This window comes from Phenylobacterium sp. (assembly GCF_035539035.1).
In the GTDB taxonomy this organism is placed as follows: domain Bacteria; phylum Pseudomonadota; class Alphaproteobacteria; order Caulobacterales; family Caulobacteraceae; genus Phenylobacterium.
Genome location: NZ_DATLJI010000009.1, coordinates 23538 through 37189, shown reverse-complemented (window position 1 = coordinate 37189; position 13652 = coordinate 23538). Strand labels below are relative to the sequence as shown.

Here is a 13652-nt window from a genome sequence, read left to right as displayed (position 1 = left end):
CGCTGCAGTCGCCGCTCCGGGCCCCCAACATCATGCGCCGAGCTGCCCGGGACCTGCTCGGCCCGGCCCCGCCCGCACCGAAACGCCTGTTCGGGTGGTCAATCGCCTGCTGCACGAGCACCTTCCGCGCTTCATCGAGGGCGTCATGCGCTGGGCTCCGGACCCGCCCACCGGACTTTTCATTCTGGAAGCGGCGCGGGCCAACACCCAGAATCTGCTCCTGGAGACGGCGGTGCCGGCGCCCGACGAGGGGCGCCGGCCGGTCCCGATCTCGGTCGTGGCCGCACACCTCAACGTCGCGCCGGAGGCCTTGCGCCGCCGGGCCGGGGCGGCCGAACGAGCCGGCCTCTGCCGGCGCACGGCTCGCGGAGTTGGTCGCGCTCGCGGGGGGCTCGTCCGGGCGGAGGCCACCGCCCTGGTCGAGGAGAACGCGGCCGATGTCCAGCGCCTGTTCATCCGGCTCGATCGCCTCGGCGGCCTGGGCGCTTGCGACGGCGGCCTTGGCGGTGACCCGGGGGCGACATGCAGGCGCCCTGAGCGCCAGGCCATCGCCCGCCCCGGCTCCGGCCGATGTCGCACCAGTTTCCCTGCGCCAGGGACGACGGGACTTGAAGTGCGACGGCCAAGGTGCTCAGTGGCTGGGCGGGCCTGGCGTCGTTCCTCGGGACGCCCCGGCCGCCTCCGGAGCCCGCGCCGGCCGCCCCTCTCGCGGCCGGCGGACGGCGGTGCAGACCCCCGCGCGGGCGGCTCCGCACCGCGACGCGCCGCCGTCCTGGCCCCGCCTGCCGCGGCCGCGATTCTCGTGGCCTCCGTGCGCGGCGTCACCATGCGGTCCGCGCCCGGTCCAGCCGGCGGCTCGTCCCCGACCGTGTGTTCGACGCCAGCCGCCTCTCGTATCAGCGCAGAGCGGGCGAGGGGTGGGCGCCTACAACGCCGCGCTTGACCTCGAGCGCAGCGCCTCGGGCGTGAACCTGGGCCAGGCCGGCTACACCGCCAACCGCCGAACTCGGGCTCGGCCGGTACGGCAGCTTCGGCCGCCGCCTTGGTCTGGCGCCGGATTCCCGCACCACCGTGCGGGCCGGGACCGCCCCGGCGTTCGGCGACGGCGCCTAGGCGCGGAGAGGCCCGTGCAGCACGCGTTCCCTGTTGTGGGCGCCCAACGTGCGATAGGTTCGTCGGCCGTGCGCGGGTCGAACCCTTCGGAGAGGGCTATACCGCCGCCACCGGTCGGCTCGGCGCCGCGCTCAGGGGCGAAGCCGTCCACCCAGACCTCATAAGCCCCCGGCGTTGCAAAGCTCGTCCGGATCGACGACGAGACGACGGCTGTCCTGCCCACGCCGAGGGGCTCGGCCCGGCAGATGACCGGCACCCACGCGGTCACACGCAGACAGGGAATGGCGGACTCTTGGCGGCCGGCGATTCCGCAGCCCATGCAGCGCGGGCGCGTGTTGATCTATCGGGCTGCACCTGAGAGGAGGGGCGGATGCCGTCGTCGCGCCGAAAGGTCAAGCCCGCCGTGGCCACCGCCGATTATGAGGCGCTGGCGTCGTTCCGCTATGCGGTCCGCCGTTACCTCGCCTTCACGGAGGCCGGCGCGCGCTCCGTCGGCCTTACCACGCAGCAGCACCAGGCGCTCCTGGCCATCAAGGCGTATTCGCTGAGCCGCCCGATGTCGGTCGGCGATCTCGCCGCGGAGCTGCTGCTCAGGCATCACAGCGCGGTGGAGCTGGTGAGTCGTCTCGAAAGAGGGGGGTACACGGAGCGGAGGGCCGATCCCGAGGACCGTCGCCGGGTCCTGATCTCCCTCACTCCTAAGGGCGAGGGCGTGCTCGAGGCGCTATCGACGAAGAACCTGCGGGAACTGAGGCTCATTGCGCCCTCCTTCGCGGCCCTGCTGGAGCAACTGGAGAAGCTCAGCTCCGAATAGGCAGTATTGCATCCGAGGTCTGGCCAGCCGTCGGGTGGGCCCCCCATACGAGCTCTCCGGGCGCAAGGCGCGTCCGCGCGGGCGGCTCGCCGCGCGCAGGCGCAAGTCGGCCGCGGCCGTGGGAACTCTTCGTCCGCGGTGGCCGCCGGCGGCGCTTCCGCGAGCCGATGTGGCGGCTGCGCGAGCCCGAGGCTGGCCCCCGTGGCGCCGCCCGTGAGCGTCTCATGAGTCAGGAGGGCTTTCGCCCTCTTCCTCCGCCTCGCCCTCCAGACCCAGGTCCGGATGATTGCGGACCAGGCGTGCGCGGTCGTCGGCCATCCGATCCCAGGTCGCCGCCATCTCCAGCAGCTGCGCCCGAGCCTCGCCGTCCAGGCTCGCAGCGAGGGTGCGGCATTGGCGGGCGTGCTGCCGGTATTCCGAGGCCTTCTTCATGCCTGGGTCCTAGCCCTAAGTCCCCGGGACGCAAGCCCGATCCGTCGTTGAGCTTCCGCCCCTCTCGCGGTCCCCACAGCCTGTCAGCCGGCGCGTCGCTGAGGCTCCGGCGGCTCGCAATTCCATGACCCGTCGGCCGGGAGGCGGGAGTGGCGGGGAAGGCTCAGCGTTCGGATCGCAGGTCGGTGTTCAGGATAACGCAACCTTTTGGCCCAGAATGGGGCGCGTTCAGCCGTGGCCGGACGATCCGCGGCAAGGGGGGCAAGATGAAGCTGAAGATCGCGCTGCTGGCGGCGTGCTGCCTCGCGGCCAGCCCGGCCGGGGCTGCGGAATTCACGGTTCGGGGCACGGGCGCGGCGGCCGCCAAGGGCAATCCGCAGACCGTGCGGGCGCTCGCGACACGGGCAGCCAAGCGCAAGGCGGTGATCGCGGCGATCGAGAAGGTCCTGGGCGCAGGGACGACCGCCAACCCGGCTGTCGCCGCGCGGATCGACAGCATCGTCGAGCAGGTGGGGGACGAGACCATCGCCGACTCTTCCGCCCAGAACATCGCCGGCCAGTTCGAGGTCTCGCTGACCCTGTCGCTGGACGACCGGGCGTTCAGGGAGCTCCTGTCGGACCAGGGCGTGGCGCTCAACACCTCGACCGCGCGGAGCTACTCCCTGCTGGCGGTCATGGACGAGTACCGCACCACGCCGCGGGACCTTAAGGCTCCGGTGGAGGAGCTGGTCGAGTTCAGCACCCGCAAGGGCGCGAGCTTCTCGGACCGGTCCTCGCAAGGCGCCTCCTCGCGCTCGGCCAGCGCCCAGGCTTCGCGCAGCGCCTCCACGATCGACGCGCGCAGCTCCGAGTCGAGCAGCGCCAGCGGCCGCTACAGCGAGAGCCTCAAGGCGAAGGGCGCCGCCCAGGCCTCCGGCAGCGGCTCGGCGAACATGGCGGCCTCGACCTCGGGGCAGGGCGGCGCCGCGTCGCTGAGCGCCGCGCAGCAGGCGCAGTTCTCGGCCCGGCAGTCGGGCAGCGTGAATGCGAAGTCCAGCGGCCAGTTCTCGGGCTCGAGCAACAGCGCTTCGTCCGTGCGGGGCAGCGCCTCGGCATCGAGCGCGTCAGCCCAGTCGAGCGGTTCGTCCAGCTTCTCCAGGACCGATGTCCAGGCGGAGGTTCACGACGACCTGAGCTACCGCAAGCTGGTGAAGTATCAGCCGCAGGCCACCGCGCCGGAGAACCTGAATCGCACCTACGCGGCGCTGCTTGGCCAGCTGCGGGGCTATGATCTGCGCGTGCTGGACAACGATGTCTTCCGGAGCCGCTACTTCCAGAACCAGCCCCTGACGCTCGAGAAGATGACCAGCTCGGGCGAGCTCGCCCGCTATGTGAGCTACGCGCGCAAGGACCAGGCCGCGGACTTCTTCATGGCCGGAACCTCAGTGATCGTGGACTCGGGGATCAACGCCGCCACGGGCCAGTACGCCTGCAGCGGCGTGGTGACCGTGAAGGCCTATTCCACCGTGGATGGGGAATCCATCGCCGGTGAGACCATGTCCGCCTACGGCTCGGGCATCAACACGGACGCCTGCGCGGACGACGTGGCGCGCAAGCTCGCCATGGCCGTCGGGCCGGAGATCGGAAGCCAGGTGCAGACCTACTGGAAGCAGCGGGGCATGTACGGACGCGAGCTCGTCCTGCGCCTGACGGGGAGCTTCATCCCGCTGCCCGTCCGCGCCCGGTTCAGCCAGGCCGTGGCCTCGCTGCCCGGCGTGGAAAGCAGCGTCCAGCGCACGGCGAGCTCCACCGAGGTGGAGCTGACGGTGTCCTACAAGGGCGCGGAACCGATCGACCAGGCGCTCGCCATGGCGCTCGCCAGCGATCCAAGCTTCGCGACCCTGGACTCCAGGACCGAGGGCCAGCGTGTGGTGCTCTGCCTCAGCGCGTGCAGGCCCGGCGTCTGACGTGCGCCGGCTCGGACTGGGACTTGCCGCCGCGACCTGCGCGGCCGTGTGCGCGCCCGCCCGGGCCGCCGAGCCGCAGCTCTTCGTGCTGCCGGCGGTCCTCACGAATTCGCTTGCCGGGGACCACGCGGAGCTCGCCCGCGGGGTGCTGGGCGCGCCCGCGGCGCGGGAGCTGTTCGCGACGCGCTTCCGGGCGGCCTATCCCAATGTCGTCCAGCGGATGTCCGACGGCGACCGGCTGAAGACCTTCGTGGTCTCGCTGCAGGTCCCACGGGTTTCGGAGTACAGCATTCCCAAGGCGAACGGGACGGTGGAGCGCCAGCTGGCCATGACCGGCAGCCTCTACTTCACCAACGTGGTGACGGGGGAGGTGCTCTTCAGCTACACCGCAACGGCCTATCGTTCGGACACGGCCCTCCAGTCGGCGGGGCCGCCGCCGGAGGCGCTCCAGCGCGCGCGGCTGCATGACCTCTACGACGCGCTCCTGGCCGACCTGGTCGGCAAGAGCCGGGCCGCGTTCCGGCCGTTCGAGATCACCGCCGCGGTGAAGGGGTTCGCGGGCGAGCTCGTCATCCTGGACAAGGGCGCCGCGGCGGGTGTCGGGGTGGACGATTCCTTCCTCAGCCCCGACGGCGAACTGCGCGTGGTGTTCGCCGAGGCCCAGTACGCCGTGGCGCAGCCGCAGCTCGGAGGCCGGCCGGCGGCGGGATCACAATGGTCCAAGATCTCCACCAACCGGCTCGGTGAGATCGACCGCCCTCGGGCCGTGGTGCGCGTGGCCGCCAACGGTTCGCCGTTCGCGGACGCGGCGCTGGAGCAGATGTTCGCGGACGCCCTCGGCGAGAAGGCGCCCCTCAACCTCGTGCCGGTGAACGCCAGCTACTCGGCGGTGGTGGATTCGGTCCGGCAGCTGACCGATCTGCGGGCGGACCGGACCACCGGCCGAAGGCTCCCCGACTATTTCGTGCGTCTCAGCGTGGCGCCCACCATCACCTTCGTCATGCCGACGAATGTCGCGCACAAGACCGTCCGCGTGACGCAGGGACGGGTGCTGGCCGAGATCGTCGACCGCAACGGGCGGGTGCAGTACGCCGGGTTCGGCGAGGACACCCTGCAGGACGAGATCACGGGCGGGATGGGCTATGACGGCGCCGCGCGCGCCGAGGTGGCCGTTCGAAACGCCATCCTGGACCTCGCCCGCAAGATGGGCGCCCAGCTGAAGCTCGACCGGGCGGATCTTCGGGTCCAGGCGGCGTCGGGCGGGACGGTGACCATCGCAGATCCCAAAGGCCTGCTGCGCGTCGGGGCGGCGTTCAGCATCGTGCGCCCGGCCGCGCCCGCGCCCTACGCGCCTGGCGGGGTGCTTGCGCCCATCTGGTCGGGGCAGGTCACCTCGACAACGGAGGGATCCGCCGGCGGCGAGCTGGCGCTGCCCGTCTATGCCGGGGCGCCTGCGGTGCGGGCGGGTGATGTGGTGCGTGTCGCCACGGTGGGGGCCCCGCCGGTCCGCACGCCGCCGGTCCGGCCCTGCAGCGGTTCCGAGACCCTGGGCGCACGGCGGGTGACGGGCTTCGAACCCCTCGCGCTCAACCGCTTCGCCAGCGCCCCGGGCCGCGAAACCGAACTCGCCGAGTTCGCGGGCGCGACGGCCGAGGCGCTCGCCCAGACGGGCCAGTTCGAGGCCGCCGCGCCGCTCGGCGCAGCGGGCGCGGCCATGTGCGTCGAGCCGGTGAGCCGGGTCGACCTGGTGAAGGAGGCCTGCGACGAGCGCGGCGTCTGCACGAGCGAGGTGGCGCTGCGCGTCACCTATCGCCTCAAGCGGGACGCCGAGGTCGTCTTCCGGAGCGGTCTTGAGACCACCGTACGCACCCGCGCCTACTACAGCGGTGTCGCGCCTGCGGAGCGCGAGGCGCTCATCGACGCGGACGTGGCCTCCGCCGCCGCGACCCTGCTGCGGACGCTGGCCGAGAAATCCGATTTCCAACAGGCCCTGAGCGGCCGCTGAACCGGGGGAAGATCCATGAAGAAGCATTTCGCCGCGGCCCTGGCCGTCATCGCCATCTCGGGCGCCGCCGCGCCGGCCACCGCGCAGATCGGCGCGCTCAAGGCGCGTGTGCCAGGGCTTGGCGGCGGCGCCGCCGCGGCGCCCGGCGACATCGACTCCTTCCTGGCCACGACCCAGCAGGCCGAGCAGCTGACCCGTGTGTCGGCCATCTCGCTGCTCGAGGCGGTGAGCTCCAAGGAGGAGGCCACGCGTCTGCGGGACCTGCTGAAGGCGGCGGAGGCCAAGTCGGACCCCAAGGAACGTGAAGCCGCGCTCCGGCAGGTGACCGCGGATGCGGCCGCCCAGCTCGCGGCGGTGGACTTCTCGGCCAAGAGCAAGGAGCTGGAGGCGAAGGCGACCGAGGCGGAGCGCAGGAAGATCGGGGTTGCGGTCTACAACCTCGCCCTCGCGATCCTGATGGACAAGCAGGCGGTGGACCAGGGCCGAGGCCTCCTGCAGTCGGCCGGGGCTAATCCCATGGCCATGGCCAGCGGCGGCGGCAAGCTCCTTAAGGTCAAGGACGCGGCCGGCGCGATCTCCGGACAGATGGGGAACCTTGCCCGCATCAGCGCCGGGCTCCCGAAGCTGATGTCCGTCGGCAAGCTCGCGGCGCTTCCGACCAGCACCACCGACGCGCCCCGGGCCATCGCCGACTAGCCGGCCGGGCTCGCCCAGGCCGCGGCAACCGGCGGTCCGGCTGCGGCTCGCCCGGACCCGCCCCCTCGGTGAGGCGGGCCCGGGCTGGGCGGGGCGGAACCCGGCCGCTCATCATGGCCGCCGCGTCCGCGAGCAGCGGATGCTGCAAGGAATCCAGGGATCGGCCCCACGGCTCCGCCGCAGTCCGAGCCCGGTCGCCGCGTCGGCTTGATCAGTGATCCTCGGCCGTCGCACGCGCGGGCGCGGCGACCCCTTCGGACGCGGCCCTGTGCAATCCCTCCACATAGTGCAGGTAGCTGACATAGCGCTCGACATAGGCGCGCCCGCCCGCCAGGTCGGCAGGGTCGCGCGGCCTGTGGTCCCGCAGCGCCGTGAAGCGCGCCGCCAGGCCCCGGTTCACCGCATTGGCGAGGAGCGCCTCCACCTCCGCCTGCGATCCCGACGCCACCGCCGCATCGGCGATCGGAATGGCGGGCCCCAGGTCCTGGCCGGCTGGCGCAAGCCCCGTGTAGGGCGCGCCTTCGCCCTGGCGGTGCAGCCGCACCAAGGTTTCCAGGAAGGCGCGGTCCGCCAGCGTCCGGGCCTCCGGCCCGAGGCGCCGGACCGAGAGGCTTCGCGTGAACGCAGCGCGCGCCTCGGCCTCGCGCTCGGGCTTCACCCAGATCAGGGCGGGCGAGGGATCGCCGCTGGCCAGGGCGGCCTGCGCGGCCGCCGCGACGGGCCCATCGATGGCGTCGCAGTGCGCGGCGGCGGGGGTTGCGAGGACGGCCAGGCTCAGCCCGGCCAGGGCCCCGGCGATCCGGAAGTGCTTGGGCAGGGTCATGGTGTGTCTCCTTGGTCTGGCGAGCTCAGATGATGTCCGCCGGGGAGGGCGCTCGCTTGCGGCCCGTGAGCATGGCGGAGGCGAGGTTCTCGCGATGGCGCAGGCTGGCCAGGGTCACGCCGGCGATGTGCCCGATGACGAGCAGCAGCATCAGGCTCGCGGCGGCTTCATGTGTTTCCTCGACCCATTCCGCGCCCCAGAAGGCGTCGGTCGTGTAGAGCCAGCCGGTGAGCGCCGTGACGCCGAGGACGGCGAGGAGGGCCACGATCATCGCGGCGCCTGCGGGGTTGTGGCCGAGGTGGCGCGGCTCGCGTCCCTGCAGCATGGCCGCCAGGTAGGCGGCGGTCGCGCCCGGTCGGCGGACGAACTGCCGGAAGCGCGCGTAGCGCGGCCCCACGAGCCCCCAGACGAGCCGGAACACGATGAGCGCCGCCGCGGCGTAGCCGGCCCAGCGGTGCAGGTCCTCCCACGCGTCGGCCGTCAGCCACGCAACTGCGAAGCTGGCGGCGAGGCTCCAGTGGAAGAGCCGCACGAGCGGGTCCCAGACCCGGATCGACGGCTGGTCCATCTCAGCGCTCCACCTTGACCTTCACGCTCTGCAGCGTCCTGGGGTTGAAATAGGCTTCCACCCGGCGGCCCTGGCGGTCGAGGCCGTAGACCTCGTAGCAGCCGTCCTCCGTCTTCAGCCGCTTCACCTTCCAGCCGTCGGCTGCGAGCTTCTTCTCGAGCGCCTGGCGCGGCTGCCATTCGGCGACGGGCACGCTGCACAGTTCGGCGGCCGAGGCGGAGCCGGCGCCGAGCAGCATGGCGGCGCAGGCGGTGAGCAGGGGCTTCATGTCGGATCTCCTCCTGGGTTTCGACATGGGCACGGTCCCGCAAGACCCTGACCTGCGCCTGACGCCGCGCGTGTTTGGCCTTCAGGTCCGTGTCAGCTTCGTGGGATAGCTGCGGTGGTTTCCGCGGGGCGGTGGCGAGCATGCGTGTCCTTCTGATCGAGGACGATGTGAGGCTGGGGGAGGCGGTGCGCGACCAGGTGGCCGCGGACGGCCATGCGACGGACTGGGTCCAGACCCTGGATGAGGCGCGGAGCGGCGTCCGGGCTGCGGCCTATGATCTGCTGCTGCTGGACCTCATGCTCCCGGATGGTTCCGGCCTGGCGTTCCTCAGCGAGCTCAGGCGCGGCGGGGATGCGACCCCGGTGATCGTGCTCACGGCCCGCGACCAGGTCTCCGAGCGGATCGCTGGCCTTCAGGCCGGGGCTGACGACTATCTGGTGAAGCCCTTCAGCCTGCAGGAGCTTTCGGCGCGCATCGGCTCCGTCTCGCGGCGCTATGGGGGCAATCCGAACCCGATCGTCAGGGTGGGCGCGATCGAGGCCGACCTGGCGGCGCGGGCCGTCTACCGCGGCGGGAAGCGCGTGGATCTGACCGGCCGGGAATGGAGCCTCCTCGAGGCCCTCGTGCGGCGCCCCACGGCCATCCTGTCCAAGGCCCAGCTCGAGGAGCGTCTCTACGCCTTTGGCGACGAGGTCGAGAGCAACACCATCGAGGCGCATGTGAGCCGGCTGCGCAAGAAGCTCGGCCACGCGGCCGTGCAGACTGTCCGGGGGGTGGGCTACCGCCTGGGCTCCGGATGAGGTGGCCGCGAAGCCTCCAGTCGCGGCTCGGCGTGGGCGTCGCGCTGACCGTGGGCCTCACCTGGCTTGTGGCCACCCTGTGCGCCGCCGTCGTGATCCGGCACGAGCTGGACGAAGCCTATGACTCGGCCCTCCAGGAGACGGCGCAACGGCTGCTTCCGCTGGCGGTGCTGGACATCACCGATCGCGACGCCGCGGCCGGCGCCCGCCAGGTGTCGAGGTTCGCGCGCCATGAGGAGTTCATGTCCTATGTGGTCCGCAGTCCCGAAGGGGAGGTGCTGCTGCGCTCGCACGACGCCGATCCCAGCGTGTTTCCCCGCACGCCGCAGCTCGGGTTCCATAGCACAGGAACGCACCGGATCTACGGCGAAGGCGCCGTCAGCGGCCGGGTCGTCATCGAGATCGCCGAACAGATGGCTCACCGGCGGGAGGCCGTGCTCGAAGCCGCCGTCGCCCTTCTCGTCCCCCTGGGTTTGCTGCTGCCCCTCACCCTGGCCGGCGCCTGGTGGCTGGTGCGCGCGAGTCTCCGCCCGCTTCGCGCCTTCCGGGCGGAGATGGAGGCGCGCGGCGCCGGCAACCTGGCGCCGCTCCCGCTTGACGGATTGCCCAGGGAGACGCTCGCGATCGGGACGGCGGCGAACAGGCTCATCGAGCGGCTGCGCCAGGCGCTGGAGGCCGAGCGGTCCTTCACCGCCAACAGCGCCCACGAGCTGAGGACGCCGGTCGCGGCTGCGCTCGCGCAGACGCAGCGGCTGATCGCCGAGCTGCGCGACGAGGTGGCGCTTCGGCGCGCGAGGCAGGTCGAAAACTCGCTGCTCGAGCTGGCGCGGCTCTGCGAAAAGCTCCTGCAGCTCTCGCGCGCCGAAGGCGGCGGGGTGCTCGCAGAAACGCCTCAGCGGTTCGGGCCGGTGCTCGCCCACGTGGCCCACGACGTCAGGCGGATGCACCCCTACGCGGGGGGGCTGCGCCTGAGCGTCCCCGAGGCGGAGACCCACGGCTCCCGCATGGATCCGGACGCCTTCGGCATCCTCGCCCGGAACCTGATCGAGAATGCGCTCCGGCACGGCGACGGCCGGCGCCCCGTAGACGTGGTGCTCACCCCGTCCGGCGTTCTGCGGGTCATCAATTCCGGCCCGGTCGTCGACGAGAACACCCTGGCGACGGTCCTGCGCCGCTTCCAGCGGGGGGGCTCCGCCGCCGACGGGGCGGGCCTGGGGCTCGCGATTGCCGAGCGCATCGCCTCCGGAGCCGGCGCGCGCCTGACGGTGCGCTCGCCCGCCGCCGGACGGGACGACGGGTTCGAAGCCGTCCTGGACCTGGCGCCTACGGGGCCACGCTCGCTGGCGGGGTGACCGGGCCTTGCCCATGGCCTGGCCGACCTGAGGCGCCGACGCGGCGTCCCCGCGACGGCCCCCTCCGGAGCGCCCTGCAACGGCGCTGATTCGTCGATGCTGGCGGCACCCGTCCGGCGCTGTCTCCGATGGTGATCGGGCCCGCGTCCGGGCCTTCACGTCTGCCGTCGCGAGGTCAGACGCTCGAACGCGGAGCGGCATGACCGAGGCGCCGCTCAGCACCGCCCCCGGGTCTGCTTTGGCGCGACCGCTCCTGTTCGGCGCAGCTGGCTGCAGGTCTGATCAGCCGATCGCCCATCTCTATAATAACCTGCCGAAGTATTCGCCGTGGACGGCGATTAGCAAGATAACAATTATCGCCCAAAACTATCCCGTAACGATATAGCAAGGTATTCGGGCAGACCATTTCCTAAATCTACAACCGGGGGGATAAGAGAATGCTTCTGAGTAACCTGAAGATCTCGCGGAAACTGATCATCGCTTTCGCGGTGGTGATCGGCATATTGGTCGTCGCCAATGGGGCGCTGTTTCTCCAGCTGCAGAACATCCGAAGCGCCAGCGCGGCGCACAACGATGCGGCCGAGGCGGTGCTCGAGGTCTCCGAGATTATGGCGAGCATCCTCGAGCAGCAGAACGCAATCCGCGCCTATTCCGTGAGCCCGGACGCGAGGTTCATCGAGACCTACAACCAGAATGTCGAACAAACGACGAAGCGGCTGGACGCCTTCGTCGCCCACGCCAAGACGCCGGATGTCCGCGCGCGGCGGCAGAAGCTGAAGGCCGCCTATGACGAATGGCGCGCCAACAAGGCGCAGCGGCAGCTCGATCTTCTGACGAATCCCGCCACGCATGCGGAAGGGGCGGCGATGACCGGCCAGAACACGCTCACCGAGGTGCGGGCCGTGATGGCTGAGATCCGCGCCGTGCAGGCGAAGCGCGACGACGAAGCGGGGCTCCGCCAGCTCGAGGTAATCGGCCAGTCCGAGATCATTCTCGCCGTGAGCGCCCTCCTGGCGCTGGCGACCGCCTCCGCGATGGCGCTGCTCCTGTCGAAGACCATCGGCCAGCCGGTGTCGGAGATCACCGGGGTCATGCGCAAGCTGTCGGAAGGCGACAACACCGTCGACGTGCCCGGCATGGGCCGCAAGGACGAGATCGGCGAGATGGCGGAGGCGGTGCAGACCTTCAAGGCTGCGGCCATCGAGAAACTGCGCCTCGAGGGCATGACGGCCGAGCAGGCGAAGGCCGCCGAGGAAGAGCGGCGGCGCCAGGAGGCCGCCAAGGCCGAGGCCGCCCGCCAGCAGCAGAAGGTGGTCGAGGGTATCGCCACCGGCCTGGAGAAGCTGGCCGCGGGCGACCTCCTGTTCCGGCTCAACGAGCCGTTCGCCGAGGACTACGAGAAGCTCCGCGCCGACTTCAACGACGCCATGGGACAGTTGCAGGAGACCATGAAGGTCATCACGGGCAACACCCGCGGCCTCCGCTCCGGCGCCGAGGAGATCAGCCAGGCCGCCGACGACCTCTCGAAGCGGACGGAGCAGCAGGCGGCGAGCCTGGAGGAAACGGCGGCGGCGCTGGACCAGATCACCGCCACCGTCCGCAAGACCGCCGAGGGCGCCAACCACGCGCGTGACGTGGTCTCCACCGCCCGCGCGGACGCCGAGCGCTCGGGAGAGATCGTCAGCCAGGCGGTCGCCGCCATGAGCGAGATCGAGAAGTCCGCCCAGCAGATCAGCCAGATCATCGGGGTGATTGACGAGATCGCCTTCCAGACCAACCTGCTGGCCCTCAACGCCGGGGTCGAGGCGGCCCGCGCCGGCGACGCCGGCCGCGGCTTCGCGGTCGTCGCCTCGGAAGTCCGGGCGCTCGCCCAGCGCTCCGCCGACGCCGCCAAGGAGATCAAGGCCCTGATCTCGGCGTCGAGCGAACAGGTGGGGCAGGGGGTGTCGCTGGTGGGCCAGACGGGCGAGGCGCTCACCCGCATCGTCGAGCAGGTGGCCGACATCACCACCGTGGTCTCGGAGATCGCCGCCTCCGCCCAGGAGCAGGCCACGGGCCTGCACCAGGTGAACACCGCCGTGAACCAGATGGACCAGGTGACGCAGCAGAACGCGGCCATGGTCGAGCAGTCCACCGCGGCCAGCCACAGCCTGGCCCAGGAGAGCGAGGAGCTGGCGCGGCTGATCAGCCGCTTCCAGGTGGGCCAGGACAACGCCGCGGCGTCCGCGCGCCGGCCCACGCCGACGGCCCGCCCTGCGGGGCCGGTCTCGCGCCCGGCTCTGAAGACCGTCTCCACCCATGCCGGCGGAGGGGGGGCGATGCGCCAGCCCGAAACCGAGCCTGCGGCGGACGTCGACACCTGGGAGGAGTTCTGATGGAGGCCGCGGAAAGCTCGCCGGGCGCCCACGAACTGATCTCCATCCGGGTGGACGAGCAGCTGTTCGCGCTCGACATCATGACGGTTCGTGAGATCCGCGGCTGGTCGGCTTCGACGCCCCTGCCGCACGCCCCGGCGTACGTGCTGGGGATGATCAACCTGCGGGGCGCCGTACTGCCGGTGCTGGACCTCTCGTCCCGGCTCGGCTTGCCGCCGCGATCGCCGGACGCCTCGTCCGTGGTGGTCGTGGCGGAGCTCGGCGACCGCCCGGTGGGGCTGCTGGTCGACGCGGTCTGCGACATCATCACCGTCGATGGCGCCCACATCCAGGCGCCGCCGGAGCTGGGGGGAGACGGCGGCGCGGAGATGGTCCGGGGCGTCATCACCCTGGGGGACGAGATCGTCACCCTGCTGAACCTGGAGAACGCGCTGCCCGCGGTCGATCTCGCGGCCTAAGC

At 71.5% G+C, this 13652-nt stretch carries 12 protein-coding genes; 8 read left to right on the top strand and 4 right to left on the bottom strand.

Annotated features, from left to right (window positions below):
• Nucleotides 1-1483 precede the first annotated feature (1483 nt).
• Nucleotides 1484-1927 carry a MarR family winged helix-turn-helix transcriptional regulator gene (locus VM685_RS02975; protein ID WP_325458626.1) on the top strand — a complete coding sequence of 148 codons (444 nt, stop codon included), beginning with the start codon at nt 1484-1486 and terminating at the stop codon, nt 1925-1927.
• Between the two features lie 222 nt (nt 1928-2149).
• On the opposite strand, the gene VM685_RS02970 is transcribed toward VM685_RS02975, so the two are convergent.
• A complete protein-coding gene (locus VM685_RS02970; RefSeq protein WP_325458625.1) occupies nt 2150-2359 on the bottom strand; it encodes a hypothetical protein in 210 nt (69 codons plus the stop codon).
• 266 nt (nt 2360-2625) lie between these two features.
• On the opposite strand from VM685_RS02970, the gene VM685_RS02965 reads away from it, so the two are divergent.
• Genes VM685_RS02965 through VM685_RS02955 form a run of 3 tightly spaced genes read left to right on the top strand, consistent with a single transcriptional unit; the run spans nt 2626 to nt 7006 of the window.
• On the top strand, nt 2626-4305 hold the full coding sequence (locus tag VM685_RS02965; protein ID WP_325458624.1) for a hypothetical protein: 1680 nt from the start codon (nt 2626-2628) through the stop codon (nt 4303-4305).
• 46 nt (nt 4306-4351) lie between these two features.
• A complete protein-coding gene (locus tag VM685_RS02960; protein ID WP_325458623.1) occupies nt 4352-6310 on the top strand; it encodes a hypothetical protein in 1959 nt (652 codons plus the stop codon).
• Nucleotides 6311-6325: 15 nt separating this feature from the next.
• A complete protein-coding gene (locus VM685_RS02955) occupies nt 6326-7006 on the top strand; it encodes a hypothetical protein (RefSeq protein ID WP_325458622.1) in 681 nt (226 codons plus the stop codon).
• A 211-nt stretch (nt 7007-7217) separates the two neighbouring features.
• On the opposite strand, the gene VM685_RS02950 is transcribed toward VM685_RS02955, so the two are convergent.
• Genes VM685_RS02950 through VM685_RS02940 form a run of 3 tightly spaced genes read right to left on the bottom strand, consistent with a single transcriptional unit; the run spans nt 7218 to nt 8665 of the window.
• Complete coding sequence (locus tag VM685_RS02950; protein ID WP_325458621.1) at nt 7218-7829, bottom strand: DUF6448 family protein; 612 nt, start codon at nt 7827-7829, stop codon at nt 7218-7220.
• Nucleotides 7830-7854: 25 nt separating this feature from the next.
• A complete protein-coding gene (locus VM685_RS02945) occupies nt 7855-8397 on the bottom strand; it encodes a cytochrome b/b6 domain-containing protein (protein ID WP_325458620.1) in 543 nt (180 codons plus the stop codon).
• A gap of 1 nt (nt 8398) precedes the next feature.
• On the bottom strand, nt 8399-8665 hold the full coding sequence (locus VM685_RS02940) for a PepSY domain-containing protein (protein WP_325458619.1): 267 nt from the start codon (nt 8663-8665) through the stop codon (nt 8399-8401).
• A 140-nt stretch (nt 8666-8805) separates the two neighbouring features.
• Here VM685_RS02940 and VM685_RS02935 point away from each other — a divergent pair, with 140 nt between their 5' ends.
• The 4 genes from VM685_RS02935 to VM685_RS02920 all read left to right on the top strand — a co-directional run bounded on the left by VM685_RS02935 (nt 8806) and on the right by VM685_RS02920 (nt 13650).
• Nucleotides 8806-9465, top strand: a complete 660-nt coding sequence (locus VM685_RS02935) for a response regulator transcription factor (RefSeq protein ID WP_325458618.1) — start codon at nt 8806-8808, stop codon at nt 9463-9465.
• Nucleotides 9462-10817: an ATP-binding protein gene (locus VM685_RS02930; protein WP_325458617.1), complete on the top strand. Its 1356-nt coding sequence runs from the start codon at nt 9462-9464 to the stop codon at nt 10815-10817. The genes VM685_RS02935 and VM685_RS02930 overlap by 4 nt, the downstream gene beginning before the upstream one ends.
• 437 nt (nt 10818-11254) lie before the next feature.
• Nucleotides 11255-13192 carry a HAMP domain-containing methyl-accepting chemotaxis protein gene (locus VM685_RS02925; protein WP_325458616.1) on the top strand — a complete coding sequence of 646 codons (1938 nt, stop codon included), beginning with the start codon at nt 11255-11257 and terminating at the stop codon, nt 13190-13192.
• Nucleotides 13192-13650, top strand: a complete 459-nt coding sequence (locus tag VM685_RS02920; RefSeq protein WP_325458615.1) for a chemotaxis protein CheW — start codon at nt 13192-13194, stop codon at nt 13648-13650. The genes VM685_RS02925 and VM685_RS02920 overlap by 1 nt, the downstream gene beginning before the upstream one ends.
• The last annotated feature ends 2 nt before the right edge of the window (nt 13651-13652 follow it).